This window comes from Lysobacter sp. OAE881 (assembly GCF_040546665.1).
Taxonomy (GTDB): domain Bacteria; phylum Pseudomonadota; class Gammaproteobacteria; order Xanthomonadales; family Xanthomonadaceae; genus Lysobacter_J; species Lysobacter_J soli.
On record NZ_JBEPOG010000001.1, the window covers coordinates 4,081,588 to 4,106,197 of the forward strand.

Annotated in this window: 22 protein-coding genes; 11 read left to right on the forward strand and 11 right to left on the reverse strand. The window is 66.6% G+C overall.

What is annotated here, in order from left to right; all coding sequences use genetic code 11:
- Positions 1 to 68 precede the first annotated feature (68 nt).
- Positions 69 to 431 (forward strand): DNA cytosine methyltransferase, encoded by a 363-nt coding sequence (locus ABIE51_RS18775; RefSeq protein ID WP_354504715.1) that lies wholly within the window; start codon positions 69 to 71, stop codon positions 429 to 431.
- 66 nt (positions 432 to 497) lie between these two features.
- The gene (locus ABIE51_RS18780; RefSeq protein WP_192632694.1) at positions 498 to 1,394 is read left to right on the forward strand and encodes a hypothetical protein; all 897 of its coding nucleotides are present in this window, start codon (positions 498 to 500) and stop codon (positions 1,392 to 1,394) included.
- A gap of 125 nt (positions 1,395 to 1,519) precedes the next feature.
- Here ABIE51_RS18780 and ABIE51_RS18785 read toward each other — a convergent pair whose 3' ends face one another.
- The 4 genes from ABIE51_RS18785 to ABIE51_RS18800 all read right to left on the reverse strand — a co-directional run bounded on the left by ABIE51_RS18785 (position 1,520) and on the right by ABIE51_RS18800 (position 7,156).
- On the reverse strand, positions 1,520 to 2,539 hold the full coding sequence (locus ABIE51_RS18785) for a hypothetical protein (RefSeq protein ID WP_192632693.1): 1,020 nt from the start codon (positions 2,537 to 2,539) through the stop codon (positions 1,520 to 1,522).
- A 2-nt stretch (positions 2,540 to 2,541) separates the two neighbouring features.
- Entirely contained in the window at positions 2,542 to 3,678 is a 1,137-nt protein-coding gene (locus tag ABIE51_RS18790; RefSeq protein ID WP_354504718.1) for a hypothetical protein, read from the reverse strand.
- A gap of 46 nt (positions 3,679 to 3,724) precedes the next feature.
- Entirely contained in the window at positions 3,725 to 6,424 is a 2,700-nt protein-coding gene (gene aceE, locus ABIE51_RS18795) for a pyruvate dehydrogenase (acetyl-transferring), homodimeric type (RefSeq protein ID WP_192632692.1), read from the reverse strand.
- A 387-nt stretch (positions 6,425 to 6,811) separates the two neighbouring features.
- Positions 6,812 to 7,156: a hypothetical protein gene (locus tag ABIE51_RS18800; protein ID WP_192632691.1), complete on the reverse strand. Its 345-nt coding sequence runs from the start codon at positions 7,154 to 7,156 to the stop codon at positions 6,812 to 6,814.
- Between the two features lie 55 nt (positions 7,157 to 7,211).
- On the opposite strand from ABIE51_RS18800, the gene ABIE51_RS18805 reads away from it, so the two are divergent.
- The 3 genes from ABIE51_RS18805 to ABIE51_RS18815 all read left to right on the forward strand — a co-directional run bounded on the left by ABIE51_RS18805 (position 7,212) and on the right by ABIE51_RS18815 (position 10,313).
- Positions 7,212 to 9,353 carry a TonB-dependent receptor family protein gene (locus tag ABIE51_RS18805; RefSeq protein ID WP_192632690.1) on the forward strand — a complete coding sequence of 714 codons (2,142 nt, stop codon included), beginning with the start codon at positions 7,212 to 7,214 and terminating at the stop codon, positions 9,351 to 9,353.
- A gap of 69 nt (positions 9,354 to 9,422) precedes the next feature.
- Positions 9,423 to 9,935: a hypothetical protein gene (locus ABIE51_RS18810; protein ID WP_192632689.1), complete on the forward strand. Its 513-nt coding sequence runs from the start codon at positions 9,423 to 9,425 to the stop codon at positions 9,933 to 9,935.
- Positions 9,936 to 10,025: 90 nt separating this feature from the next.
- Entirely contained in the window at positions 10,026 to 10,313 is a 288-nt protein-coding gene (locus ABIE51_RS18815) for a hypothetical protein (protein ID WP_192632688.1), read from the forward strand.
- Between the two features lie 141 nt (positions 10,314 to 10,454).
- Here ABIE51_RS18815 and ABIE51_RS18820 read toward each other — a convergent pair whose 3' ends face one another.
- Positions 10,455 to 12,749, reverse strand: coding sequence for an NADP-dependent malic enzyme (locus tag ABIE51_RS18820; protein ID WP_192632687.1), 2,295 nt, complete (start codon positions 12,747 to 12,749; stop codon positions 10,455 to 10,457).
- A 133-nt stretch (positions 12,750 to 12,882) separates the two neighbouring features.
- Between ABIE51_RS18820 and ABIE51_RS18825 the strand changes: the two genes are divergently transcribed.
- Entirely contained in the window at positions 12,883 to 14,202 is a 1,320-nt protein-coding gene (locus tag ABIE51_RS18825) for a hypothetical protein (RefSeq protein ID WP_192632686.1), read from the forward strand.
- A gap of 2 nt (positions 14,203 to 14,204) precedes the next feature.
- Here ABIE51_RS18825 and ABIE51_RS18830 read toward each other — a convergent pair whose 3' ends face one another.
- Both ABIE51_RS18830 and rsgA read right to left on the reverse strand, forming a co-directional pair.
- On the reverse strand, positions 14,205 to 15,467 hold the full coding sequence (locus ABIE51_RS18830; RefSeq protein ID WP_192632685.1) for a flavohemoglobin expression-modulating QEGLA motif protein: 1,263 nt from the start codon (positions 15,465 to 15,467) through the stop codon (positions 14,205 to 14,207).
- Between the two features lie 61 nt (positions 15,468 to 15,528).
- Positions 15,529 to 16,659 (reverse strand): ribosome small subunit-dependent GTPase A, encoded by a 1,131-nt coding sequence (gene rsgA / locus ABIE51_RS18835; RefSeq protein WP_192632684.1) that lies wholly within the window; start codon positions 16,657 to 16,659, stop codon positions 15,529 to 15,531.
- 193 nt (positions 16,660 to 16,852) lie between these two features.
- Here rsgA and ABIE51_RS18840 point away from each other — a divergent pair, with 193 nt between their 5' ends.
- Genes ABIE51_RS18840 through ABIE51_RS18850 form a run of 3 tightly spaced genes read left to right on the forward strand, consistent with a single transcriptional unit; the run spans position 16,853 to position 19,438 of the window.
- Complete coding sequence (locus tag ABIE51_RS18840; protein WP_192632683.1) at positions 16,853 to 18,103, forward strand: aminotransferase class I/II-fold pyridoxal phosphate-dependent enzyme; 1,251 nt, start codon at positions 16,853 to 16,855, stop codon at positions 18,101 to 18,103.
- Positions 18,103 to 18,732, forward strand: a complete 630-nt coding sequence (locus ABIE51_RS18845) for an SGNH/GDSL hydrolase family protein (RefSeq protein WP_192632682.1) — start codon at positions 18,103 to 18,105, stop codon at positions 18,730 to 18,732. The genes ABIE51_RS18840 and ABIE51_RS18845 overlap by 1 nt, the downstream gene beginning before the upstream one ends.
- Positions 18,733 to 18,760: 28 nt before the next feature.
- Positions 18,761 to 19,438, forward strand: coding sequence for a class I SAM-dependent methyltransferase (locus ABIE51_RS18850; protein WP_192632891.1), 678 nt, complete (start codon positions 18,761 to 18,763; stop codon positions 19,436 to 19,438).
- Here the strand turns inward: ABIE51_RS18850 and ABIE51_RS18855 are convergent.
- Positions 19,404 to 20,246: a polysaccharide deacetylase family protein gene (locus tag ABIE51_RS18855; RefSeq protein ID WP_192632681.1), complete on the reverse strand. Its 843-nt coding sequence runs from the start codon at positions 20,244 to 20,246 to the stop codon at positions 19,404 to 19,406. The genes ABIE51_RS18850 and ABIE51_RS18855 overlap by 35 nt on opposite strands.
- A 388-nt stretch (positions 20,247 to 20,634) precedes the next feature.
- On the opposite strand from ABIE51_RS18855, the gene grxD reads away from it, so the two are divergent.
- Positions 20,635 to 21,561 carry a Grx4 family monothiol glutaredoxin gene (gene grxD / locus ABIE51_RS18860; RefSeq protein WP_192632680.1) on the forward strand — a complete coding sequence of 309 codons (927 nt, stop codon included), beginning with the start codon at positions 20,635 to 20,637 and terminating at the stop codon, positions 21,559 to 21,561.
- Between the two features lie 324 nt (positions 21,562 to 21,885).
- Here grxD and ABIE51_RS18865 read toward each other — a convergent pair whose 3' ends face one another.
- Together ABIE51_RS18865 and ABIE51_RS18870 are read right to left on the reverse strand one after the other, a co-directional pair.
- Positions 21,886 to 22,431 (reverse strand): DUF924 family protein, encoded by a 546-nt coding sequence (locus ABIE51_RS18865; protein WP_192632679.1) that lies wholly within the window; start codon positions 22,429 to 22,431, stop codon positions 21,886 to 21,888.
- Positions 22,432 to 22,561: 130 nt separating this feature from the next.
- The gene (locus ABIE51_RS18870) at positions 22,562 to 23,128 is read right to left on the reverse strand and encodes a lysozyme inhibitor LprI family protein (protein WP_181902762.1); all 567 of its coding nucleotides are present in this window, start codon (positions 23,126 to 23,128) and stop codon (positions 22,562 to 22,564) included.
- Between the two features lie 266 nt (positions 23,129 to 23,394).
- Here ABIE51_RS18870 and ABIE51_RS18875 point away from each other — a divergent pair, with 266 nt between their 5' ends.
- Positions 23,395 to 23,691, forward strand: a complete 297-nt coding sequence (locus ABIE51_RS18875; protein WP_192632678.1) for a hypothetical protein — start codon at positions 23,395 to 23,397, stop codon at positions 23,689 to 23,691.
- An 82-nt stretch (positions 23,692 to 23,773) separates the two neighbouring features.
- Here the strand turns inward: ABIE51_RS18875 and ABIE51_RS18880 are convergent, their stop codons facing one another.
- Positions 23,774 to 24,550 carry an AMP nucleosidase gene (locus ABIE51_RS18880; protein WP_115841994.1) on the reverse strand — a complete coding sequence of 259 codons (777 nt, stop codon included), beginning with the start codon at positions 24,548 to 24,550 and terminating at the stop codon, positions 23,774 to 23,776.
- Positions 24,551 to 24,610 lie beyond the last annotated feature (60 nt).

The following is a 24,610-nucleotide window of genomic DNA, read 5'->3' on the forward strand; positions in this document are numbered from 1 at the left end:
AGGGGGATCCGGTCACGGATCACGAATACAGCAAGCACAACGATCGAATTCTGGCGAAGTTTAAGGCCATGCATGCGAATGGCGGCGACGTACCCACCGAGTTCAAAACGAAGAAGTTCGCGCAGCGCTTGCTGCCCGCTCGCTGGGGGAAGGGTGGCCCGACAATCACGGCCACGTCGCTGGCCGATGACTACGTGCATTTCTTGCAGCCTCGCGTTCTGACAGTCCGCGAATGGGCCCGGCTGCAAATGTTTCCGGACTGGTATCAATTCGAAGGAAAGAGGACCACCGGCGGGCTACGCCGGGCCGGCAATCCGCGGGCAGGCGTCTTTGACAGGGAGGTGCCGAAGTACACGCAGATCGGTAACGCAGTGCCGGTTGGCTTGGCACATCAAGTCGGAACCCACTTAGCCCGTCTTCTCGCCGTGTAGGAAGTTACTGACATGGGTGGAGGGCAGCATTAACATCCCTTGGCGATGTCTAACCTGGGGGATTCCATGTCCATTTCTGAAGTCGTGCGTCGTCGCACAATTACGCATCTACTAGAAGTGGAAGGAGTGCAGGCCTGCTGGCCCGTTTGGCAACAAGCCTACAGAACCATTGCTGGAACCCCACCAACCGCCACCTCGCTTATCACAGGTCTGGGGGAAAACCTCGGCAACGTCTTTCGGACCACAGGCGGCCAAGGGCGTTCGCAATCCGGATTGAGTGGAGGAGGTGCGGCTTGGGAGGCCCTCATTTGTTGGTACATGAACCTATGTCTGATTGGAACGAGGGCGGTGGTTGTCAAGAAGAAGAGCCATCTACCGGCTCCCGTCCGCGACGCTCTGACGCTCAGTTATGGCGCGTCACAAACCAATACCGAATCCGACCTCATCGCGCTTACCTTTCCGGCAGACTCATATTTTGACGCGTATGACGGAACGTACACTGGCGCTCAGAAGGTTGAGCTCGACGCGGTGCTTGGAACGCGAATGGCAGAAGTTGAGGCTTGCATAGTTCAATGCAAGACGAACTGGAACGACAATGCGCAGATTCCAATGCTTTGGGATCTTGTATATGCATCGCGAGGGTTCGGAATACCTAATGTTTCCATTGGCCGGAGCCCGCACTCTATCCAAACCCTGAAGCGTTTCGCATACGCTTTCGTCACGCTACCTTCGAACGCGACATCCAGATATGCGATTACTTCGATGCCTGTGCTGCGTGTCCGCAACTTGTCCGGAGGGAACTATTGGGGATTTGGACGAAAGAATGGTGTTGCCGGCGCATTGACAGACATCTTTGCCAAGAACTTCGTTACCTCTACGCAGTCGCTCGGCCGCCCCTGGCAAAATTTCCTCGATGACCAGCTGTTACGACTCGACTCGGAATACTCATACTTCAACTACTGAGCGCTCGCGCCGTCCGCCCAGAACGGCCGGACAACCGCCTTTGAAACTTAGCGAGATCCTCCATAGACGCTCTCGTGAGTCGATGCGACCGGTCGCACTGTTCCAATATCCGCCACATCGATACGTCAAACGAGGCGGCGCATCGCGTCTCCCGAGAAGACCTGACTAATGATTTCGAGCAAAAGCGGCTCGGCGAAGAAAACCACGAAATCTTCGTCTGACTCCTTGATCAAATACTCACCAATTCGATGGTGCGCGATGCTACAGCGCACGCGAAAGATCCAATAAGCGGCAACGCTAAGGATGTCCCTCTCCGCCAACTTACCGGCCTTCCAGTTATCCCATCCGTGCAGGTTTAGCGGATTACCTGACTTACTAAAGTCTTGGAACATTCGCTCCGCGGTAGGCAAGAACTTTGCGGCATCGTTCATCTTGGCGAGGATCGCCTGCTTGTTCGTACAGAATGTCTCCAGAAGATCTTTCATCCGCGGGAGATCGCCCGCAGCATAGGAGGACATGATTTTGTCAAAGCCACTCAGGTCTTCGGGGAGCCGCGAGATCCGACGCGCGACATGCCAATCGACGACCATCTCCAATTGATGGTAGTGCTTAAGAAATCTTTCAAAAGGGTGAGATGCTCGGACGGCCCTGTAGCCCAGTTCCGCTGCCGCAGAGTGCGGAAATTTAATGCCTTTCCTCGCCTCGATCGCCAGAACGTTGCGCAGACTTCGCGCGCTGTCGGTGTCGGGAAGATGCGCGAAGCCGCCCCAGATGGGAGAACTCTCCGCGTAATCGGCGATGTACGCGTCTAGCAGATCCTTGTCGACCACTAGGTAGTCGTTGCGTAGCGGGCGAAACAAGCTGAACTCATCAGCTTGCAGCTCGGTCAGGTACGCCACTATTGAGTAGTCCGTTTTTGCGCACAGCGCAGACCTGTCGTCAGACGTAAAGCAAAGCACCCCGAGAAGGGATTTGTCTTCCGCATAGACCTCAAGATCGGTGAGCCGCGGTAGCGAGGCATCGCAATGGACTGGAAGCGCGACCCTGTCGTTCGCTACGAGTCGCCCGTCTCGCTCATGCACATCCAACGAGAAGACGCCGAGTGCTCCATTCTCAATCAGCTGGCGAACCTGCTTAGCATCCATGCTCAGTCGGCCGCAAACTTCCAACAGCTTTCCAGGGATTCATCCCCGCCGTTGCGCAGATATTCCTTGAAACCACTAGTGAGCAGGCGCCTGGTAGCGAAACCGACATTTTGCTTCCGAGGGTTCAAGCCTTTCTGTATCTCGACGAGCGTTTGCAGTCCCATCGGATCGGATGCGCCATCGGACGATACCAACAGTTGGATGAGTGCATCGAGAGCTTGCGCGGCGCGCTCGGCATGCCCTTCTGACCCAAGCGCGAATTGGGAGTAAGCAGCGAAGAATGAGAGCATCACATTATCGCTACCAAGCCAACTTGCCCCGGTTGGAACGCCCGTCAGAGCGTCCTTTTCATCGTATATCCTGCATACTTCGTCGTCGATTTTTGCGTACGTCTCAAGCAGCGAGACGAAACCATTGAACTGGTCCGTAAGTTCAGTCTCGGAGGAGTCCAGTACCTCTGCCTCCACCAGCTGCTGGGCGACGATGTTTTCCCTATTGATCTCTGGCGATTTGGTGACGTATGCCTGATAGCTGGAGGCTAGACGATCCAACGCATATAGTCTGGATTTCCTACGGCGAGTGTTGTCCTTCTCTAAGTAAATCCCAAGCCCGGGAATCCTCTCTTCGAGCCGGTGTTTCAACGTAGAGAACAACAGTTCCACCTGATGCCGCATGCTCATGGCCTTCTGGCCAGCATTAAGCACGATCATCCGGTAAACGAGGTTGTCGGTGCTCCCCTCCAGCCAGAACTCCAAATGTTGCATGTGATCGTCGGCAAACTCGACACCTTCGTCTACAAGATCCCGGATGATGTAAGTGCGCTGGAGGCCATCGAGGATGTTTACACCACCTTCCTGCGCGAGCTGATCAGCGAGGCTGGCTAAGTCACCTCGATCAAGCAAGGCTCGGAGCGTTGCTACACGCTCCGGATTGACGGCCAGAATGATCGAAGGAAGCAACGCGCCTGCTTTGAGATCGCTCTTTAGCCGGTCATAAGCCTTGTGCTTCTCGCGTCTACGCTGGATCGCGAAGTCTTCGAAATCGGCCCCCACTATCGTCAGCAATTTTGAGATCTGAATCTGCGCGTAAACAACAGGCGTCTTGGTCCGAAGATCCAAGGCCGTCCCAAGAATCAGCATCGAGCTCTCCTACCTACTTCAGTACGTTGACAGATCAGGGCCCACATCAAACCCCAATCGGATTCGGCTTCTCCGAATCAATCTTGTACTGCTTGATAGCCCGGGCCACATCCTTGCCCGTCATCTTGCCTTCCGCCGCCAGGGCCGCAATCGCCGCGTGTGCGATGTGGAAGCGGTCGACTTCGAAGTGGCGGCGCAGGTTCTCGCGGGTGTCGCTGCGGCCGAAGCCGTCGGTGCCCAGCACGGTGTAACGCGTCGGGACGAACTCGCGGATCTGGTTGGCGAAGGTGCGCACGTAGTCGGTGGCGGCGATTGCCGGGCCGCTGCGGCCTTCCAGCAACTGGGTGACGTACGGTTTGCGCTGTTCGCCTTCCGGGTTGAGGCGGTTGGCGCGGATCGCGTCTTCGCCGTCACGCGCAAGCTCGGTGAAGCTCGGGCAGGACCAGATGTCGGCGGTGACGCCGAAGTCCTTGTCCAGCAGTTCCGCCGCGGCAATGGCTTCGCGCAGGATGGTGCCGCTGCCCATGAGCTGCACGCGCAGCTCGCCCTTCTTCGCCTTGCCGGCGTCCTTGAGCAGGTACATGCCCTTGATGATGCCTTCGGCCGCGCCCTCGGGCATGTCCGGGTGGCTGTAGTTCTCGTTCATCAGGGTGAGGTAGTAGTACTCGTCCTGCTGCTCGGTGAGCATGCGCTGCATGCCGTGCTGCAGGATCACCGCGACTTCGAAACCAAAGGTCGGGTCGTAGCTGCGGCAGTTCGGGATGGCGCTGGCCAGCAGGTGGCTGTGGCCGTCTTCGTGCTGCAGGCCTTCGCCGTTGAGCGTGGTGCGGCCGGCAGTGGCGCCCAGCAGGAAGCCGCGAGCGCGCATGTCCGCCGCCTGCCACGCGCTGTCGCCGATGCGCTGGAAGCCGAACATCGAGTAGTAGATGTAGAACGGCAGCATCGGCAGGTCGTTGGTGCTGTAGCTGGTGGCCGCGGCCATCCAGCTGGTGAACGCACCTGCTTCGGTGATGCCTTCTTCCAGCACCTGGCCGGCCGCGTCTTCGCGGTAGTACATGAGCTGGTCGCGATCGACCGGCTTGTACTTCTGGCCGTGCGGCGCGTAGATGCCGATCTGGCGGAACAGGCCTTCCATGCCGAAGGTGCGCGCTTCGTCGGCGACGATCGGCACGCAGCGCGGGCCGACCTGCTTGTCGCGCAGGATGATGTTGAGCGACTGCACGAACGACATCGTGGTGCTGATCTCGCGATCGCCGGTGCTCTTGAGCAGGCGGTCGAAGGCTTCGAGCTTGGGCACTTCCAGCGTCTGGCTGCTCTTGCGGCGGCGCTGCGGCAGGTAGCCGCCGAGCTGCTTGCGGCGTTCGTGCATGTACTCGATTTCAGGCGACTTCTCGCCCGGGTGGAAGAACGGCACCTTGCCGTCGGCCAGCTGCGCGTCGGTCACCGGGATGTTGAAGCGGTCGCGGAAGATGCGGACGGCTTCGTCGTCGAGCTTCTTGGTCTGGTGCGTGGGGTTGAGCGACTCGCCGGCCGCGCCCATGCCGTAGCCCTTCACCGTCTTGGCGAGGATCACGGTCGGCATGCCCTTGGTGTTCACCGCTTCGTGGTACGCGGCGTAGACCTTGTGCGGGTCGTGGCCGCCGCGGTTGAGGCGCCAGATGTCGTCGTCGGACAGGTTCGCCACCAGCTGCGCGGTTTCGGGGTACTTGCCGAAGAAGTTCTCGCGCGTGTACTTGCCGCCGAAGGCCTTGCAGTTCTGGTACTCGCCGTCGACGGTTTCCATCATCAGCTGGCGCAGCTTGCCGCTGGTGTCGCGCGCCAGGAGCGGATCCCAGTAGCTGCCCCAGATGGTCTTGATGACGTTCCAGCCGGCGCCGCGGAACTGGCCTTCCAGTTCCTGGATGATCTTGCCGTTGCCGCGCACCGGGCCGTCCAGGCGCTGCAGGTTGCAGTTGATGACGAAGACCAGGTTGTCCAGGCCTTCGCGACCGGCCACCGAGATGGCGCCGAGCGATTCGGGTTCGTCCGTCTCGCCGTCGCCGAGGAACGCCCACACCTTGCGGTCGCTCTTGGGCAGCAGGCCGCGGCCTTCCAGGTATTTCCAGTTGCGCGCCTGGTAGATCGCCGCGAGCGGGCCCAGGCCCATCGACACGGTCGGTACCTGCCAGTAGTCGGGCATCAGCCAGGGATGCGGGTACGACGAGATGCCGCGGCCGTCGACTTCCATGCGGAAGTTGTCGAGCTGCGATTCGCTCATGCGGCCTTCGAGGAACGAACGGGCGTAGATGCCCGGCGAGCTGTGGCCCTGCACGCCGATGACGTCGCCCGGGTGGTCGCCGTCCGGGCCGCGCCAGAAGTGGTTGAAGCCCACGTCATAGAGCGTGGCGGCGGAGGCGAACGACGCGATGTGGCCGCCGAGTTCGCCCGGCTTGCGGTTGGCGCGCACGACCATGGCGAGCGCGTTCCAGCGGATGATCGAGCGGATGCGCCATTCCATCGCGTGGTCGCCCGGGCTCTTGGCCTCCAGGTGCGCGGGAATGGTGTTGATGTATTCGGTGGTCGGCTGGAACGGCAGGTGCGCGCCGGCGCGGCGCGTGACCTCGACCATGCCTTCGAGCAGCTGGTGGGCGCGCTCGGCGCCGTCGCGCGCGATGACGGCCTGGACGGACTCGATCCACTCGCGGGTTTCGGTGGGGTCCGGGTCGTTCTGGATCAGGTCGTTGATGACAGCGTGGAGAGACGTCATGCGTATCGCGGCCCCTATTGGCCGCGCCTCGTGTGGGGACGGGTTAGAGCATCGATTCTAACAGCCGGACCCGGGCGCCCGGACCCCGTGGATGGGCCGAAGCGTTGCGACGAAAGGCGAATGGCGGCGCGGGGTTGCGTACGGGGGCGGATGCTTTAGCCCCTCTCCCAGCGGGAGAGGGGTTGGGGTGAGGGGCGGGGCGCGGGACTGCGCTCGCACTGGCGGTGTTTCGGCCGTTGCCGGTCATGGATTCCCGCCTTCGCGGGAATGACGCGATGAGGCGGATCGCGTGCGGGCCTGGGTCTCGGCTTTCGCCGGGATGACGGCATCTGGAAGCCGCCGCGGTGCTGGTCCCCTCTCCCGCAGGCGGGAGACAGGACCAGAAGCTCACCTCACAGGCGGAATCGCCGCTCCCAGCACCTGGCGCTGGAAGTCGGCCATCTCCTTCCGGGTGACGCGGCCGTCGTGGTCCGCGTCCATGTGCTCGAACAGCGCGCGAGCGCCGGCGGCGTGTTCGGCGGCGGTGACCACGCCGTCGCCGTCCAGGTCCATCGGCATCGGGTCGTCGATGGGCGGCTCCGGCGACACGGGCGGCGCGGCGGGCACAGGCTGCGTTGCCGGATCGGGCGGAACCACCGGCGCCGGGGTCGTCGGTGAGCTCGTTTGCGCCGAGATGACGATGGGCACGGCCACAATGGCCAGAACGAGCATTGCGCGGATTGCGACCTTCATGACCCCACCCCAGCAGGACGATTCCGGCCGACACCCTAGCGGGGCGGCTGTGTGCGTGATTTCACGGCGTAAGCGGCCCGCTCCGGCCGCGCACGTCCCGGCCACCGCCCCCCTCGCGCTCGCACTGGCGACGCTGCTCTTCCACTCCCCTGCCCCGGCGCAAACGGTCTCGCCCGAAGCCACCACGCTCGACACCGTCGAGGTGCTCGGCGCGCGGCATTCGCTGGCTGATTTCCCCGGTTCGATCAGCGTCATCGAAGGCGACACGCTGCGCGCCGGCCAGCGGCAGGTGTCGCTGGCCGAATCGCTCGTGCGCGCGCCCGGCATCACCGTGCTCGATCGGCAGAACTACGCGCAGGACCTCCAGGTGCAGAGTCGCGGCTTCGGCGCGCGCTCCACGTTCGGCATTCGCGGGATCAAGCTGATCGTCGATGGCATTCCGTCGTCGGCGCTCGACGGCCAGGGGCAGGCGGCAAGCTTTCCGCTGAGCGCGCTCGACCGCATCCAGGTGCTGCGCGGCCCGCTGGCGCTGCAATACGGCAACGCGGCCGGCGGCGCGATCGTCGGCGAAACCGCGTTCGATGGCCCCGCCGCCGAAGTCGAAGGCTGGCTCGGTTCGAATTCCAGCGCGCGCATGGCGGCCGGTTTCGAAGGAGCAAGCTCGAACGACGCGTGGCAATGGCGCGCGCTCGGCAGCTGGTTCACCACCGACGGCGATCGCCCGCACAGCGCGGCCGAACGCGCGCAACTCGACGGCGTCGCGCAGTACACGCCGAACGATCACGCGCGACTGCGCATCGTCGCCGGCGCGCTGAGCCAGCCGTATACCGACGATCCCCTCGGCCTCACGCGCGAGCAGTGGGAACGCGATCCGCACGGCACCGATCCGGTCGCCGAACAGTTCGACACGCGCAAGAAGATCGACAACGCGCAGCTCGGCGCGCGATGGGAAGACGAATACGCGCAAGGTCGCGAGTACTGGATCGGCGGTTACGGCGTGACGCGCGACGTCGTGCAGTTCCTCGCGATCCCGCCCGTCGCGCAGCGCGCGCCGAGCAGCGCGGGGGGCGTGATCGACCTTGGTCGTCGTTCGTCCGGCGTCGATGCGGGGCATCGCTGGGAATTCGCGCGCGGCGCACTGACGCTCGGCGCCGAAGCGGGTTGGCTCGACGAACAACGCCGCGGCTACGAGAACTTCGTCGGCGACGAACTCGGCGTGCGCGGCCGGCTGCGTCGCGACGAGGACAACCGCATCCGCAGCACGGAGGCGTTCGTGCTCGGTGAACTGCGACCCGCGCAGGACTGGACCGTGCTCGGCGCGGTGCGTCGCGCGAAGCTGCGCTTCGAATCGGACGATCACTACATCGCGCCCGGCAACGGCGACGACAGCGGCTCACTCGACTACGGCGAAACCGCGGCCGCGCTGGGCGTGTCGCGCGCATTCGGCGATGGCGAAATATTCGCCAGCGTCGGCCACGGCTTCGAAACGCCGACGGTCACGGAACTTGCGTATCGCCCCGACGGCAGCGCCGGTTTCAACATCGAACTCCAGCCGGCGCAGTTCGACACGGCGGAAATCGGCGCGCGCTGGCGCTTTTCGGCGGGCAAGGCGAGCGTGTCGGCGTATCGCATCGATGGCGAGGACGAGATCGTGCCGGCCGACAATCGCGGCGGCCGCGCGAGTTTCGCGAACGCGGGCCGCACGCGGCGCGAAGGCATCGAAGCCGGTTTCGAAGGCCGCTTCCATCCGCAATGGTCCTACGCGCTCACCGCCAACTGGCTGCGCGCGCGCTTCACCGAAAGCTTCTCGTACACGGTGCTGACCAGCGGCGTGGAGCGCGTGCAGGTGGTCGAAGCGGGCAATCGCATTCCGGGCATTCCGCGCGCCGACGGCTACGCGGAACTGGCCTGGAACACGCGCGACGGCCGCACCAGTGCCGCCGTCGAGATGCGCGCGAGCGAAGGCGTTCCAACCGACGACCGCAATACGGATGCGTCGAACGGGTACGCGACGTTCGCGCTGCGACTGCAGTGGCGGGCGGCAAACAGCGGGTGGTACGGATTCGCGCGCGTGGACAACGTGTTCGACCGCGATTACGTGGGCTCGGTGATCGTGAACGAAGGCAACGGGCGGTATTTCGAACCTGCGCCGGGGCGCGCCTTCACGCTGGGACTGGGCTGGAAGGCGGGCGGCTGAACGGCATCGCGCGGCCGCGACGCACGCCGCGCTAGGTTGCGCGGGAGCGTTTCTGCCACGGAGGCAACCATGCGCGCGCGATCATGCGTCCGGATGCGGCGCGATGCACTGACCGCGTGTTGCATCGCGCTTGCGCTCACGGCGTGCGGTACGACGCCGGCGCCCGTGGCGGCACCTTCGAAGGAGGAAGCGCGCGAGCAGCCGGTTCCGACCGTCACTGTCACGCGCGGCGAGTTCACGCTCGCGGCCGACAAGCTCGACGTGTGGAACGCCGTCGGACAGATCGTCGTGAATGCGCGCGGCGTGGAGTATCTCGGGCGCGCGCAGATGCTCGACCTCTACTCGCTGCGTTATCGCGGCGTGGAATTCCTCGTGCTGACCAAGGCGATGACCGCCGCCGAAACGGGCAACGTCATCCGCACGCGCGTGACCGCACGGACGCCGGCGGGCAAACCCATCGACAACGATGCGACGGCGGAGGTACTCGCAATGCTGCAGCGCGCGTTGCCGGCCGAGGTGGAGCGCGTCCGTGCGCAGCAGGCGAAGCAGAAGAAGAAGCCCGTGAAGCGCGCCAAGCCGTAGCGCGAAACGCACGGTTCGTGCACGCGCCATCTACCGTCGCCTCACGCTTGGCGCCCTAGCCTGAGCGCGTCTTCCATCGAGGAACGCGCCATGAAGCAGCTCACCGACAAGCACAAGGGCGACACGCGCAGCGGCGTCGGCCGCCAGCCCGAGCGCGACGAACTCGGCCGTCGTCCGACGGAGCTGGAGGAAGCCTCCTCGGAAGAGGAAGGCCTGACGCGCGTTGAAGGCGTTCCGAACGGCGGCATGAATCCGGAAGTCGGCGAGCTCGATGCCGATGCGGACGCCGAGCGCGATCCGGACGTGGACGACGATCAGGACGACGGCGACGACAACTCGCTGCCGGGGAAGATGGGTGGAGGGTTGCTGGGGGCGTAGCGGGCGCTCTGCCCTCACCCCAACCCCTCTCCCGCACGCGGGAGAGGGCTACGAAGCGAATGGATCGTTCAAGCCCCCCTGCTACCTGAGCCCCTCTCCCGTTTACGGGAGAGGGGTTGGGGTGAGGGCAAACGGCCGCGATTACTGCGACGAAAGCGACGCGCGGATCTGCGCGTCCACGGCCGCGATCGCCGTCATGTTCACCACGCGGCGCGGCGTCGAGGCCGGCGTGAGGATGTGCGCGGGCTTGTCCAGGCCCATCAGGATCGGGCCGATCGCCACGCCTTCGGTCATCACGCGCACCATGTTGTAGGTGATGTTCGCGGCGTCGAGGTTCGGCATCACGAACAGGTTCGCGCGGCCCTTCAGCAGCGTGTTCGGGAAGATGCGGTGGCGCAGCTCCTCGTCCCACGCGGTGTCGGCCTGCATCTCGCCGTCGACTTCGAGCTTGGGATAACGCTGCTTGATGAGCTGGAACACGCGGCGCATCTTCGCCGCCGACGGGTTGTCGTGGCTGCCGTAGTTGCTGTGCGACAGCAGCGCGACCTTCGGCTCGATGCCGAACAGCTTCAGGCGGAACGACGCCTGCAGCGTTGCCTCGGCGATCTGCTCGGCGGTCGGATCGCACTGCACGTGCGTGTCGAGGAAGAACCACACGCCCTGGTCGTTGATGACGCCGGTCATCGCCGACGTACCGGTCACGCCCGGGTCGAAGTCGAACACGCTGCGCAGGTAACCGAGCTTCTTGTGGAAGCGACCGACCAGGCCGCAGATCATCGCGTCGGCTTCGCCGCGTTCGACCATGAGCGCGGCGATCAGCGTCGGACGCGAACGCAGCAGGTTCTTCGCCGCCGCCGGCGACACGCCGCGGCGTTCGGTCAGCGCGTGGTACTGCTGCCAGTAGTCGTTGAAGCGCGGGTCGTCGTTGATGTTGGTCAGTTCGAAATCGACGCCCACGCGCATGCGCAGGCCCAGGCGCCTGATGCGCGTGTCGATGACGTCCGGGCGGCCGATGAGGATCGGCCACGCGAGCTTCTCGTCGATCACCGTCTGCACGGCGCGCAGCACGGTTTCCTCTTCGCCTTCGGCATAGACGACGCGCTTGAGGTCGCTGCGCGCGCGGTCGTACACGGGCTTCATCACCAGGCCCGTGCGGTAGATGAAGGTGCCGAGCTTTTCCTCGTACGCGCGCATGTCCTCGATGGGACGCGTGGCGACGCCCGATTCCATCGCGGCGCGGGCCACGGCGGGGGCGAGCTTCACCAGCAGGCGCGGATCGAACGGGCGCGGGATCAGGTATTCGGCGCCGAATTCCGGGGCTTCGCCGCCGTAGGCCGCGCCGAGGTCGGCCGATTCCTCGCGCGCCAGCTGCGCGATGGCGCGCACGCAGGCGAGCTTCATCGCCTCGTTGATGCCCGTGGCGCCCACGTCCAGCGCACCGCGGAAGATGTACGGGAAGCACAGCGCGTTGTTGACCTGGTTCGGGTAGTCCGAGCGGCCCGTCGCGATGATGCAGTCCGGACGCACGGCCTTCGCGTCTTCCGGGAGGATTTCCGGATACGGATTGGCCAGCGCCAGGATCACCGGGCGGTCGGCCATCGTGGCGACCATTTCCGGCTTGAGGATGCCGCCGGCCGACAGGCCCAGGAACACGTCGGCGCCGCTGACGATTTCCGCCAGCGAGCGCGCGCTGGTGTCGCTGGCGTAGCGCGCCTTGTCGGGATCGAGGTGTTCGCGGCCGCGGTAGATCACGCCATCGCGGTCGAACGCGATGATGTTTTCCTTCTTCAGGCCCAGCGCCACCAGCATGTCCAGGCACGCGATGCCCGCCGCGCCCGCGCCGGTGGTGGCGAGCTTCACGTCCTCGATCTTCTTGCCGACCACTTCCAGCGCGTTGAGCACCGCGGCGCCGACGATGATCGCCGTGCCGTGCTGGTCGTCGTGGAACACCGGGATCTTCATCCGCTCGCGCAGCTTGCGCTCGACGATGAAGCACTCCGGTGCCTTGATGTCTTCCAGGTTGATGCCGCCGAAGGTCGGTTCGAGCGAGGCGATGATGTCGACCAGCTTGTCCGGATCGCGCTCGTCGATCTCGATGTCGAACACGTCGATGCCGGCGAACTTCTGGAACAGCACGCCCTTGCCTTCCATCACCGGCTTGCCGGCGAGCGGGCCGATGTCGCCCAGGCCCAGCACGGCCGTGCCGTTGCTGATCACCGCCACCAGGTTGCCGCGCGCGGTGAGTTCGCTGGCGCGGTTGGGGTCTTCCACGATCGCCTCGCAGGCGAAGGCCACGCCGGGCGAGTACGCCAGGGCGAGGTCGCGCTGGGTCACCATCGGCTTGGTCGCGCTGACCTTGATCTTCCCGGGCGGGCTGAGGCGGTGGTAGTCGAGCGCGGCCTGCTTGAGCTCGTTGGACGACGATTGTTCGGACATCAGGGCGAAAACCACGGGCGGGCCGGTGATTCTAGCCGCTTCCCCGGTGGCGGGCGGACGCCACGGTATGGCGCGGGTGTGCGCCGGTGCGCAGAATGCGTGCCTTTCGCGGCGGAAGAACACGATGCGCATGATGGACCGTACGGGGGCCTGGACCGGCTGGGCGCTGCTCGCCGCCATCGTGGCGATGCAGCTGCCGCTGATCCTCAACCCCGGTTACTACAGCCACGACGAGCTGCAATGGGCCGCCTTCGCCGACCAGGGCGTGTCGATCCGCTCGCTGTGGGCGCAGGTGGATGCGTTCCAGTACCGGCCGGTCACGTTCAGCCTGTGGGTCGGGATGTCGTCGCTGATGTTCGACCGCCCTCCGCTGTTCCATGGCGTGATGGTGGTCTGGGGCGGCCTCAATGCCGTGATGCTCGCGCGCCTGATGGTGCGCCTGGGCGTCGGCGCGAAGGCCGCGGCCGTGGGCGCCATCGTGTTCGCGATGAGCGCCTTCGCGGTGCAGACGCACGGGTGGGCCGGCACGCTCGCCGACCTGATCTGGGTGAGCTGCGCGCTGATCGTCGGCCTGTTCGCCACCGCGGACCGGCGCCCGTGGCTGGTCGTCGCCGCTTCGGCGATCCTCACCGCCATCGGGCTGCTTTCGAAGGAATCGGCGATCGTCATTCCCGCGCTCGCGGCGCTGGGTTGGCTGTTCCTCGGACGCGGACGCGGGTGGGGCCTGGCGACGATCGGGGCGTCGATCCCGACCGCGATCTACCTCGCGCTCCGCCTCAACGTGATCCTGTTTTCGCCACGCGAAGCGGCGAACTACGAGTGGAGTTTCGCGCTCATCCCGCTGCGCTGGCTCGAATACCAGCTGTTTCCGCCGCTCGCCACGCGTGCGGCCATCACCGGACTGCTTCCGGGCTCGGCCACCGAGCCGCGCGTGCTCGTGGCCGCGGTGCTGTGGCTGGCGCTGGCCTGGACCTTCTGGCGTGCCGGCGCGCGCTGGCTGTGCGCGTTCCTGCTGGTGGGCGGGGCCGCGCTCGGGCCTGTGCTCGTGCTGGCCGAGTCGGCGAACCAGTACGGCTACGGATTCGCCGCGGTCGTCGCGGGCCTCGGCGCTGCGGCGTGGTCGCGCGTCGGTCGTGGCGGCCGGATCGTGCTGGTGCTCTGCGCGGTGCTGAGCGTCTGGCACGGCGTGAACGTCATGCGCCGCATGCACGAGATTGGCACCATCCAGTCGCGCTTCTCGCCGGCCGTGGCGAACGTGCTGGAGGATGCGGCCGCGTACCCCGTGCGTATCCGTGCCGTCGATGTCGGCCAGCACTGGATCTACCTGCGGCTCACCCACGACATCCCGCAGTACCACGGCGTGCCGATCGGCGATCGCGTCCAGCTGGTCGCGCCCGACGCGCCGGCCGATTACGTGATCGCGAAGGACGGCACGCTCTCGCGGGCGAAGTAGCGCTACAGATCCGGCACGTGGCCGTCGGCGACGATCTTGTCGAGGCGAATCCGGTTGGCGAACAGCGAGAACGCGAGCATGCCGGCGAGGCCATTCGCGCGCGCGACCCAGTGCGGCAGCCAGCGCGCAGGCTTGAGCACGCCGCTGGCGAACAGCGGCTCGAAGCGCTGCACGTCGGCCAGCGTCATCTTGCCGGCGAACAGCCAGCGGCACAGTTGCAGCTTGCGTTCGCGCAGCGCCCAGCGGAAGAACGTGTGCACGCCCAGCAGGCCGCGCAGGTAGACGACGTCCTTCGTGAACGCGGTGCCCCCGGTGGTCGGCACGCCGCGGAACACGCGCTGCGCCGAGGCGAAGCTGTCCTCCGGCTTCTGCCCCGAATCGAGGAAGAAGCGGAAGACCTCGATGAAATCGGCGCCATTGAGCGCCATCGCCACCGCCTCGATGCGCAGGCTGATGCGCTTCATGCGGCCGATGTCGATGCTGCCGGTGATCTGTTCGGCGAACGTCGCCAGCCCTTCCTGCGTGGCGGTGACGCGCGGCGAGGACAGCGCCAGGCTCGGAATCAGCGGCTGCTCGCGGCCGTTGAGCGCGGTGAGCGAATGCACGAACGCCTCGTGCTGCAGCAGCTGGTGGCGGTCGTAATCACTGAAGGCGGCGCCAAAACGCAGGCGGATGCGGGTGGCGCCGGCGGCGGCCTTCGCGATCAGGTCCGGATCGAGCACCACGTCGATCACGCGTCCGTCGAAGTAGTCGTCCAGCTCGCGCTGCAGCTGCAACTGCAGCGCGGTGGCGGAAATGGTGACGTGCTCGGCCGGCGCCATCAGCTCGTGGTCGAGTTCGTCGGCGATGGAAATGAAATGCCTTGCCGCATCGCGCGTGGTCGGGCCGTCGCCGGGCAGGCGCTGGTCGGGGCGGCCGAACAGCTGGATCGAGAGATCGCCGACCGTCGTCGTGCCGACGTTCTCGCACAGCGAGGCGGCGATCGACCAGCTGCGCGCCGATTCCATCAGGTAGATGCCGAGCGGGTGCGAGGGATCGGCGGCGCTGGCGATCGCGTCGAGTTCGGCACGCGCGTGGCTGAAGTCGAGCTTCGGGTATTCGGGCTGCGGCAGGCGGACGACGCCGCGGGCGTAATCGGCCAGGAAGTTCACTTCCTGCCCGGCCGGCCAGCTCACCAGCGCGAGCAGGCGGATGTCCCTCACGGCGTCGACCATGCGCGCGTCGAGTGCGGCGTGGTGGGCGATGTCGGGGGAGACGTTGTCCATCGCTTCCTACTCCTCCCCCTGCGTGCAGGGGGAGGAAGCAAAGCTGCAGCAGAGCGCGCGCTCAGTGCCGCCCATACTTCTCGTCCAGCCGCTTGTTCAGCGCCTTGCCCTGCACTTTCTCGTCGGCCTTCTGCGCGCGGCGGTTCGCGAGCTTGTTCGCCGCGCCCGCCACTTCATCGCTGAGCTTGAGGTAGTTGGCGAAGCGCTGCGGATCGAGCTTTCCGGCCTCGATCGCCGCGCGCACCGCGCAACCGGGCTCCTTGGCGTGCTTGCAGTCGCGGAAGCGGCACTGCTCGGCGAGCGCTTCGATATCGCTGAAATTCTCGGCTACGTCTTCCTCGCCGGTCGGCTTGAGCTCGCGCATGCCGGGCGTGTCGATCAGGCAGGCGCCCGACGGCAACGGGATCAGCGCGCGGTGCGTGGTGGTGTGGCGACCGCGCGAATCGTGTTCGCGAACCTCGCCGGTCTTCATCTTCTCGATGCCCAGCAGCGTGTTGGTCAGCGTGGACTTGCCGGCGCCGGAGCTGCCGACCAGCACCGCCGTGCGGCCCGGGCCGAGCCATTCGTCGAGCGTCGCGACGCTGGCCGGATCCTTCGCGTTGACCGCGCGCACGGCGACACCCTGCGCGGCCAGTTCAACGAGGGTGGACATCGCCTCGTCCGCGTCGGCCGCCTCGGCCTGGTCGGCCTTGGTCAGCACAACCACCGGCTCCACGCCGCCGCCGCGGACCAGCAAGAGGTAGCGCTCGATGCGGCGAGGGTTGAAGTCCGCGTCCAGCCCGCACACGACGAAAACGGTGTCGACGTTCGCCGCGATGAGTTGCTGCTGGTAGTGCTCGCCCGCCGCGCCGCGCTTGATGGTGGTCCGCCGCGGCAGCAATGCCACGGCCTTCTTGCCTTCGATCAGGAGCCAGTCGCCCACGCCCGGGCGCTGGTCGATGGTGACCGTGCCCTTGCGATAGCCCGGCGGCCGCTGCCATTCGGGCAGCGATTCGACGGGGAAACCGGTGTCGGGGCCGTCGGCGACGATGTAGCCGCTGCGATGCTGCTCGACCACGCGCGCCGGCCGGGCCTGGGGATGGGCGGCCATCAGCTCGCGCCACTGGGCCTCGGGAGCCGATGCGCCCTCCGGCGCCGGCGCGTCCGCGGACAGCGGCCAGCCGATCGCCTGGAGGGCGTCGAAAGAGGACATCAAGCGCGTCGGAAGGTCGGGGCCATGGCCCGGGATTCTAGTGCGCCGCGCGCGACGGTGGGCGCGCGGACGCACGCTTGTGCGAATCGCGTTGGAAGTTTCGAAGGAGATCGCCTCCGAAATGGCGCGTTTCGCTGTTCTCGCGCCCGGTTTGGGCTAGTCTGGCCCTCCGAATCCCATTCCTGCCGCTGCAATGTCCCTGCCCCCCGTGAAGACCCGCGAACGCCTGTCCGAAGTCCGTTACGAGATCCGCGGTGAACTGGCACGGCGAGCCCGCGAGCTGGAGGGCCAGGGGCGCAAGCTGATCAAGCTCAACATCGGCAACCCGGGCGCGTTCGGTTTCCGCGCGCCGGAGCACCTGCAGCGCGCCATCGCGGACCGCATCGCCGACACCGACCCCTACACGCACCAGCAGGGCCTGCCGCAGGCGCGTGAGGCCATCGCCGCTTTCCACAAGCAGCGCGGCACGCCGAACGCGAGCCCGGAGCGCGTGTTCGTCGGCAACGGCGTGAGCGAGCTGATCGACCTGTCGCTGCGCGCACTGCTCAATCCCGGCGACGAAGTCCTGCTGCCCTCGCCCGACTACCCGCTGTGGTCGGCCGCGACCATCCTCAACGACGGGCGCCCGGTCTATTACCGCTGCCTGCCGGAAAACGGCTTCCTGCCCGATCCGGATGAAATCGCGTCGCTGGTGTCCAGCCGCACGCGCGCCATCGTGCTGATCAACCCGAACAATCCGACCGGCGCAGCGTACCCGCGCGAGCTGCTGGAGCAGATCGTCGCCATCGCGCAGCGCCACAAGCTGCTGCTGATGTGCGACGAGATCTACGACTCGATCCTCTACGGCGACGCCAGGTTCGAGCCGATCGCGCCGATCGCCGGCGACCTGCCGTGCCTGTCCTTCGGCGGCCTGAGCAAGGTGCATCGCGCCTGCGGCTGGCGCGTGGGCTGGGCGGTGCTGTCGGGCGACCCGGTCGCCAGCGGCAACCTGCACCACGCGATGGACCTGCTTGGCGCGTTGCGCCTGTGCGCCAACGTGCCGGGCCAGTTCGCGATCGAAGCGGCGCTGCACGGCGAAGACACCATCGCGCCGCTATGCGCGCCGGGCGGTCGCCTGTTCGAGGCGCGCCGCGCGGTGATCGAGAGCATCGAGCAGAGCCGCCACCTCGAACTCGTCGCGCCGGCCGGCGCGCTGTATGCGTTCCCGGCGGTGACGGGCGCGGCGGCGCAGGGCTTTGACGACCACCGTTTCGCGCTGGAACTGCTGGAAACCGAAGACGTGCTCGTCGTGCCGGGTTCGAGTTTCAACGTGCCGTACCGCAACCATTTCCGCGTGACGTTGCTGCCGCAGCCCGACGACCTGCGCGAAGTGTTCCGCCGCGTCGAACGCCTGCTCGACCGCTACGCGCAGGCCGATGCCGACGCGCAGGTCGCGGTGGCCTGATGGCGAACGCGCCCGCCACCGCGCTGTCCTTCCTCGCCCTGGGCGACAGCTACACCATCGGCGAAGGCGTGCCCGAAAGCGGCCGCTGGCCGGTGCAGCTGGCCAAGGCGCTGCGCGAAGAGGGCATCGCGCTGGCCGATCCGCGCATCATCGCGACCACCGGCTGGACGACCGACGAGCTCGCGTGGGGCATCGACGGCGCCGAACCGCTGGGCGAATGGGATTTCGTCACGCTGCTGATCGGCGTGAACAACCAGTACCGCGGGCGCAGCGCGATCGACTTCCGCGGCGAGTTCGAGACGCTGCTGCAGCGCGCGATCCGCTACGCGCGCGGCCGCGCCAACCGCGTTCTCGTGCTGTCGATTCCCGACTGGGGCGTGACGCCCTTCGTGAAGACGACCCAGGCGACGCCGGAACAGGTCGCCACCGAGCTCGACGCCTACAACGCCGCCGCGCAGGTCGTGTGCGAGGCGCATGAGGTTGCGTACGTCGACATCACGCCGATCTCGCGCGAACGCGGCGCCGAGCCGGAGATGCTCGCCGACGACGGGCTGCATCCGTCTGCCGCGATGTACACGCTGTGGACCGCGCTGGCGCTGCCGGCCGCGCGTTCGCTGCTGCAACGCTGAAGGAGCCCACGTGAACGCAGACGGCCTGATGGTCCGCCCGCTTCCACCGCAGCGCGCGGACGACATCGCGCGCGCGTTCCTGCCGCGCTGGTACATCCGGTACGACTACTACTACGCGCGCACCAAGCTCGGCACCGATCCGCTATACCCCGGCGTGTGCGACGTGCTGCGCGGCACGCGCGCGCCGCTGCTGGACATCGGCTGCGGGCTCGGCCTGCTCGCGCATGCGCTGCGTGCCGAAGGTCAAACCATGTCGTATCGCGGGTTCGACAACGACGCGAGCAAGGTCGAACGCGGCCGTCGCGCCGCGGCGCGTTGCGGGCTCGACGGCGTGGAATTCGGCACGGCGGACCTCGGCGCACAGTTGCCGGCGCATCGCGGCAGCGTGGCGCTGCTCGACGTGATGCAGTTCGTGCCCGAAGACGCGCAGATGCGCGCCATCGACACCTGCATCGGCATGCTCGAACCCGGCGCAAAGCTCGTGATCCGCACGGGCCTGGCCGACGGCAGCCATCGCGCCCAGGTCACCCGCGCGGTGGACGTGTTCGCCAAGGTCGTCGGCTGGATGAACGCCGCGCCGATCCACTATCCCGACGCGGACATGCTGCGCGCGCGCTTCGATGCCGCCGGCCTGCGTTCGGAGTTCGTGTCGCTGCGCGGCAACACGCCGTTCAACAATTTCCGGATCGTGGCATCGCGCGATTGAGCGGTTCGCCGCCTCGGGTTGCAGGAGCCGGTTCCAGTTCCTCCGGCAACACCGTCCCGAAACCGAGCGCCTTCAATCGCATCAGCAGCGTCGCCAGCGTTTCGACGTTGCGGCCGTGGGCGGCGCCTTCGTGCAGCAGCACGATCGCACCGGGTGCAAGGTCGCGTTCGATGCGCGCCACCACGCCGGCCGGATCGCGCAGCACGGCGTCGTAACCCCGTGCCGACCACGCCACGCGCGCGAGGTCGTGACGTTTCAGCGATGCGGCGACGAACGGATTCGACATGCCCACCACCGCGCGGAACCAGCGCGGCCGCGTTCCGGTAAGGAAGGTAAGCGCCGCCTGCGCCTGGTCGATCTGTTCGCGCATCGCGCGTGGCGGCAGCGCCCAGAACCACGCCTGCGGGTGCGTGTGGCTGTGCTGCCCGATGCCGTGGCCGCGGCGGACGATCTCGGCGACCAGCTCCGGCCGCGCCTGCGCGCGCTCGCCGACGAGGAAGAACGTGGCCTTCGCATCGTGCTGGTCGAGCAGGTCGAGCACCGCGCGGGTGTCGTCGGACGGGCCGTCGTCGATGGTCAGCCAGACGACGCGCTCGTTCGTCGGCAACCGGCTCAACACCGGGCTGAGCAGCCGGGATTGCGGGCGCAACGTGGCCCAGACGAGCGCGCCATGGGTGACCAGCAGCGCGGGCAGCCCGGCCTTCCAGCCCCAGAGCCACCAGATCGCCACGACGGCCACTTGCGAGAGTCCAAAGATCCAGGCCCATGCGTGCGGGTGGCGGGGGGGCTGGTGGAGGGGCGTGAGCATGGGGGGATGGTACGCAAAGACTGGAATATCGCCGCGACGGCACGGGGCTGGGCGTCTGACCCCCTCTCCCTGCGGGAGAGGGTTGGGGTGAGGGTCGGCCAAGTACGACCGCCCGAACTTGCGGAGCTTCCGTCCCGAATTTCGTGCCCTTTGCATCGTGGTCAAATGGATTCCAGCTTTCGCTGGAATGACGAGCATGGTGGTTCGCCGAGCCCGGAGTGCCCGGAGGCTGCGGGCCTGGGTCCCGGCTTTCGCCGGGATGACGGTGATCATGGCAACCGGCTCTGACGGCTGCGCGGCTGCGCGGCAGCGCGGCCACGCGACCCTTACCTTGCCAAACCCCGTCCCCGCCCCCACATGCACCCCATTCCCACCCGGTAGTCCGCCCATGTCGCTCGACCCCGCGCTGCGTTCGCGCATCGAAACCCTGCTGCAGTCCAACCGCGTCGTCCTGTTCATGAAGGGCGCGCCCGAAGCGCCGCAGTGCGGGTTCTCGGCCAAGGCCGTCGGAGTGCTCAACGCGCTGCTGCCGGACGGCTACGCGCACGTGAACGTGCTGGCCGACGCCGACATCCGCGAAGGCATCAAGCAGTACGGCAACTGGCCGACGATCCCGCAGCTGTACATCGACGGCGAGCTCGTCGGCGGCAGCGACATCGTCGAGCAGATGGCCGGCAGCGGCGAGCTGCACACCGCGCTCGGCCTGCCGCCGCCGGACCGCCGTCCGCCGGAGTTCACCATCACGCCCGAAGCGCTCGACATGCTGCGCAGCGCGATCGACAACGCCGGCGGCGGTTACGCCGTGCAGATCGACATCGACGCGCGCCACAACGTGCGCCTGCAGCTGGCGCCGATCGACGCGAACGCGGTGGCGATCGAGATCGAAGGCGTGCGACTGCAGACCGACGCGCTGCAGGTGCGTCGCGCCGACGGCATCAGCATCGACTGGGTCGACGACGAACGCGGCCGCGGCTTGGCCGTGACGCATCCGCTCGCCGCGCCGCCGGTGCGGACGCTGTCGCCGCACGAGGCCGACGCGCGCGTTCGCGCCGGTGCGCTGCGCCTGGTGGACGTGCGACCGGCCGACGAGCGCTCGCTGGCCGCCTCGCCGGTCGCCTTCGACACGCTCGACGGCGGCATCGAGGCCCTGCAGGGGCTGCCGAAAGACACGCCGCTCGCCTTCCTGTGCCATCACGGCGGCCGCAGCCAGCAGGCGGCGGAACACTTCCGCGGCCTGGGTTTCCGCGAGGTCTACAACGTCGTCGGCGGCATCGACGCGTGGGCGGACTTCGACGCGGCGATCCCGAAGTACTGAGGCGGGATTCGGGATTCGGGGTCCGCAGGAACGTGTCCGAAGCCGTCATCCCGTCGAAAGCCGGGATCCAGGCCCGTAACCCGCGGGCACTCCCGCGCCGGTGAACAACGTCACCGTCGTTCCCGCAAACGCGGGGATGACGGCGCTTCTTCTGAACGACACCGCTCGCCTCACCGCATCCCCGCCACGCTTCGCCGCGTGGAACCGCAACGTGCGGGCCGCAACGCTTAGCCTCAGGCCTGCGGCGCTTGCCGCGCACGTTTCCCGAACGCCGTAGCCGCTCCCCGGACCCTCGCGTCCCCGGCTACGGCGTTTTTCTTTGTTTCAGAAGCCGCCACCGGCGTCGAGATAGGCCTGTTCCTCGGCGGTCGTTTCGCGACCGAGGATCGCGTTGCGATGCGGGAACCGGCCGAAGCGGGCGATCACGTCGCGATGCTTGATGGCGTATTCCAGATAGCCCCTGCCGGCATCGCCGCCCAGCGTCGAGGCCAGCGCGATCGAGCGCTCCTGGTCTTCCATCGACTCGGAATGTTCGAACGGCATGTAGAAGAACGGACGCAGCGCCGCATCGACCGCGAGGTCGTCGCCGCGATCGATCGCGCGCGCCGCGTAATGGCGCGCGAGCGGGTCGGTCGCGAACGCGTGGCCGCTGCCGCGGAAGGCGTTGCGCGGGATCTGGTCGAGCAGCAGGCACAGCGCAAGCGCGCCGTCGGCGGTGTCCATCCAGTGATCGAGCTCGCGTCGCGCCGCGGCGAAGTGCGCATCGAGGAAATCGCCGCAGCGCGCGTCGAACGCGTCGTCGCGCGCGAACCAGCGTTCGTAGCCGGCCTGGTGCCAGAAGGTGAGGAGGTCCTGGGGCGTGGTGTGCATGGGCGCGGGATGGATGGCGAAAGCCGAAAGGCTAATGCATGCGTTCTGGTGATCGGGTGTTCGCGCGTCGCATCCTCACCCCAACTCCTCTCCCGCATGCAGGAGAGGCGCCTGGATCAGTCGACCGCATTCACAACGACTCGTCGCCCAGCTGCGTCTCCAGTTCCTCCGTCCACAGCTGCGTGATGCTTTCCAGCGTCACGGCGTGGATCAGCGGGCGGATCGCGCCGCCGGCGTAGGACTGCGATACGAACCGCGCGTAGCGCTCGCGGAACTGCAGCCAGCTGCGGTGCGCGTCGTCGAAGACGGCGAGCGTTTCCTCGTCGAGCTGGCGACGCAGGTGCGCGACCACGGTCGTCAGCCGCGCGTCGGCGCTGTGGAATTCCTCGAGGGCCTGCTGGTTCATGTCGCGCTGCGTGACGGCCGAATCGTCGCTCTGTCGCGCGACTTCCTCGGCCTTGGTGAAGTAGTTGTCGGCGATGCGCGCCGCCGTTTCGGCCTTGCCGATCAGCCGATGTTCGAGGCGACGCAGGTCGTCGAGATTGGTGTTGGATTCGTCGAGCCCCTGCTTGAGGTCGAGCAGTTTCTGGTTGCGTTCGATCGCCTCCACCGCGCTGCGTCGTTCGACGCGGCGCTGGAGGAAATAGAACCCCCAGGTCAGAACGGCGCCCAGCGCCAGATACAGCAACTTCTCCATTTTGGGCCTCCCCGGCACGCTCCTTTCCACGGAGGACAGTGTGCCTGCGGGAGGTCGCATGCACTGCGACCTGTGGCGAACCTTGAAAGGGCGTGCGCGGGGCCGATTCCGGGGCCTCCACGGCGCCTTGACACGATCTCCACAAGACTGAACGGACGGTCTTCGTGCCGAGCGAACGGGCCCTTGGTTACGCTCGGATGGACCGTCCCCCTGGTCCGATTCCCGCAAGTACACCGCCCCGCTCCCGTTTCCCTGAGGGAAATCCCATGAAACAGATGCTCCTCGCCGCCATCCTGCTGGCGGGCCTGTTCGTTCCCGGTTTCGCCTTCGCGCAGTACGACTGCTTCCTGATCTGCACGCCTGCGCGTGTCTATTGCCAGCCTTCGGGCGCACCCGCGCCGCCCATCGCGAAACTCTGCGGCGCCAATTCGCTGGCGATGCAGTCGTTCGCCACGGCGCTGGACACGTCGGATGCGTCGCAGGCGCCGCCGCCGGCGTGCACGGCGCAGCAGGTGTTCGATGAAGACACGCAGACCTACGAGTGGCAGATGGTCTGCGACTGACGCGATCGTTCGCACGTCGCACTAAAACACGAAGGCCGGCGATTGCCGGCCTTCGTTCGTTGCGGTGCCCGTATCGGGTTCGTCACTCGTCGAAGCGGAGGTGACGCACCGACTTTCCGTTTCGACGGATCAGCTTCAGCGCCTCGATGCCGACGTTGATGTGGTTGTCGACGTAGTCCGCCGATACGCGCGCATCCGACGCTTCGGTCTTAACGCCTTCGGGGATCATCGGCTGGTCCGATACCAGCAGCAGCGCACCGCAGGGAATGCGGTTGGCGAAGCCGGCGGCGAAGATCGTCGCCGTTTCCATGTCGATGGCCATGCAGCGCATCGCACGCAGGCGTTCCTTGAAGGCTTCGTCGTGCTCCCAGACGCGGCGGTTGGTCGTGTAGACGGTGCCGGTCCAGTAGTCGAGCGCGAGGTCGCGGATCATCGTCGACACCGCGCGCTGCAGCGCGAAGGCCGGCAGCGCGGGCACCTGCGGGGGCAGGTAGTCGTCACTGGTGCCCTCGCCGCGGATCGCCGCGATCGGCAGGATGAGGTCGCCCAGCTGGTTCTTCCGCTTCAGGCCGCCGCACTTGCCCAGGAACAGCACGGCCTTGGGCGAGATGGCGCTGAGCAGGTCCATGATCGTCGCCGCATTCGGGCTGCCCATGCCGAAGTTGATCATGGTGATGCCGTCGTGCGTGCAGCTGGGCATCGGGCGGTCCATGCCGACCACCGGCGCGCCGGTCATGCGCGAGAAGATGTTCACGTAACCGCCGAAGTTGGTCAGCAGCACGTGTTCGCCGAACTGGTCCAGCGGCACGCCGGTGTAGCGCGGCAGCCAGTTGTCGACGATCTGTTCCTTGTCTTTCATGGGGGATGGCTCCTCTTGTAGTTGTGTGTGCTGCAGTACGCATCGAGTCCGATGCGCCTA

What these genes read in the sequence shown, in the direction of transcription:
- ABIE51_RS18800 (WP_192632691.1), bottom strand. Translation starts at nt 7,156, where the DNA reads ATGAAGGTCGCAATCCGCGCAATGCTCGTTCTGGCCATTGTGGCCGTG.
- ABIE51_RS18840 (WP_192632683.1), top strand. Translation starts at nt 16,853, where the DNA reads ATGTCCCTGCCCCCCGTGAAGACCCGCGAACGCCTGTCCGAAGTCCGT.
- ABIE51_RS18850 (WP_192632891.1), top strand. Translation starts at nt 18,761, where the DNA reads ATGGTCCGCCCGCTTCCACCGCAGCGCGCGGACGACATCGCGCGCGCG.
- aceE (WP_192632692.1), bottom strand. Translation starts at nt 6,424, where the DNA reads ATGACGTCTCTCCACGCTGTCATCAACGACCTGATCCAGAACGACCCG.
- ABIE51_RS18785 (WP_192632693.1), bottom strand. Translation starts at nt 2,539, where the DNA reads ATGGATGCTAAGCAGGTTCGCCAGCTGATTGAGAATGGAGCACTCGGC.
- ABIE51_RS18855 (WP_192632681.1), bottom strand. Translation starts at nt 20,246, where the DNA reads ATGCTCACGCCCCTCCACCAGCCCCCCCGCCACCCGCACGCATGGGCC.
- ABIE51_RS18865 (WP_192632679.1), bottom strand. Translation starts at nt 22,431, where the DNA reads ATGCACACCACGCCCCAGGACCTCCTCACCTTCTGGCACCAGGCCGGC.
- ABIE51_RS18875 (WP_192632678.1), top strand. Translation starts at nt 23,395, where the DNA reads ATGAAACAGATGCTCCTCGCCGCCATCCTGCTGGCGGGCCTGTTCGTT.
- ABIE51_RS18830 (WP_192632685.1), bottom strand. Translation starts at nt 15,467, where the DNA reads ATGGACAACGTCTCCCCCGACATCGCCCACCACGCCGCACTCGACGCG.
- ABIE51_RS18780 (WP_192632694.1), top strand. Translation starts at nt 498, where the DNA reads ATGTCCATTTCTGAAGTCGTGCGTCGTCGCACAATTACGCATCTACTA.
- grxD (WP_192632680.1), top strand. Translation starts at nt 20,635, where the DNA reads ATGTCGCTCGACCCCGCGCTGCGTTCGCGCATCGAAACCCTGCTGCAG.
- ABIE51_RS18810 (WP_192632689.1), top strand. Translation starts at nt 9,423, where the DNA reads ATGCGCGCGCGATCATGCGTCCGGATGCGGCGCGATGCACTGACCGCG.
- ABIE51_RS18815 (WP_192632688.1), top strand. Translation starts at nt 10,026, where the DNA reads ATGAAGCAGCTCACCGACAAGCACAAGGGCGACACGCGCAGCGGCGTC.
- ABIE51_RS18775 (WP_354504715.1), top strand. Translation starts at nt 69, where the DNA reads ATGCATGCGAATGGCGGCGACGTACCCACCGAGTTCAAAACGAAGAAG.
- ABIE51_RS18845 (WP_192632682.1), top strand. Translation starts at nt 18,103, where the DNA reads ATGGCGAACGCGCCCGCCACCGCGCTGTCCTTCCTCGCCCTGGGCGAC.
- rsgA (WP_192632684.1), bottom strand. Translation starts at nt 16,659, where the DNA reads ATGTCCTCTTTCGACGCCCTCCAGGCGATCGGCTGGCCGCTGTCCGCG.
- ABIE51_RS18825 (WP_192632686.1), top strand. Translation starts at nt 12,883, where the DNA reads ATGGACCGTACGGGGGCCTGGACCGGCTGGGCGCTGCTCGCCGCCATC.
- ABIE51_RS18820 (WP_192632687.1), bottom strand. Translation starts at nt 12,749, where the DNA reads ATGTCCGAACAATCGTCGTCCAACGAGCTCAAGCAGGCCGCGCTCGAC.
- ABIE51_RS18870 (WP_181902762.1), bottom strand. Translation starts at nt 23,128, where the DNA reads ATGGAGAAGTTGCTGTATCTGGCGCTGGGCGCCGTTCTGACCTGGGGG.
- ABIE51_RS18880 (WP_115841994.1), bottom strand. Translation starts at nt 24,550, where the DNA reads ATGAAAGACAAGGAACAGATCGTCGACAACTGGCTGCCGCGCTACACC.
- ABIE51_RS18790 (WP_354504718.1), bottom strand. Translation starts at nt 3,678, where the DNA reads ATGCTGATTCTTGGGACGGCCTTGGATCTTCGGACCAAGACGCCTGTT.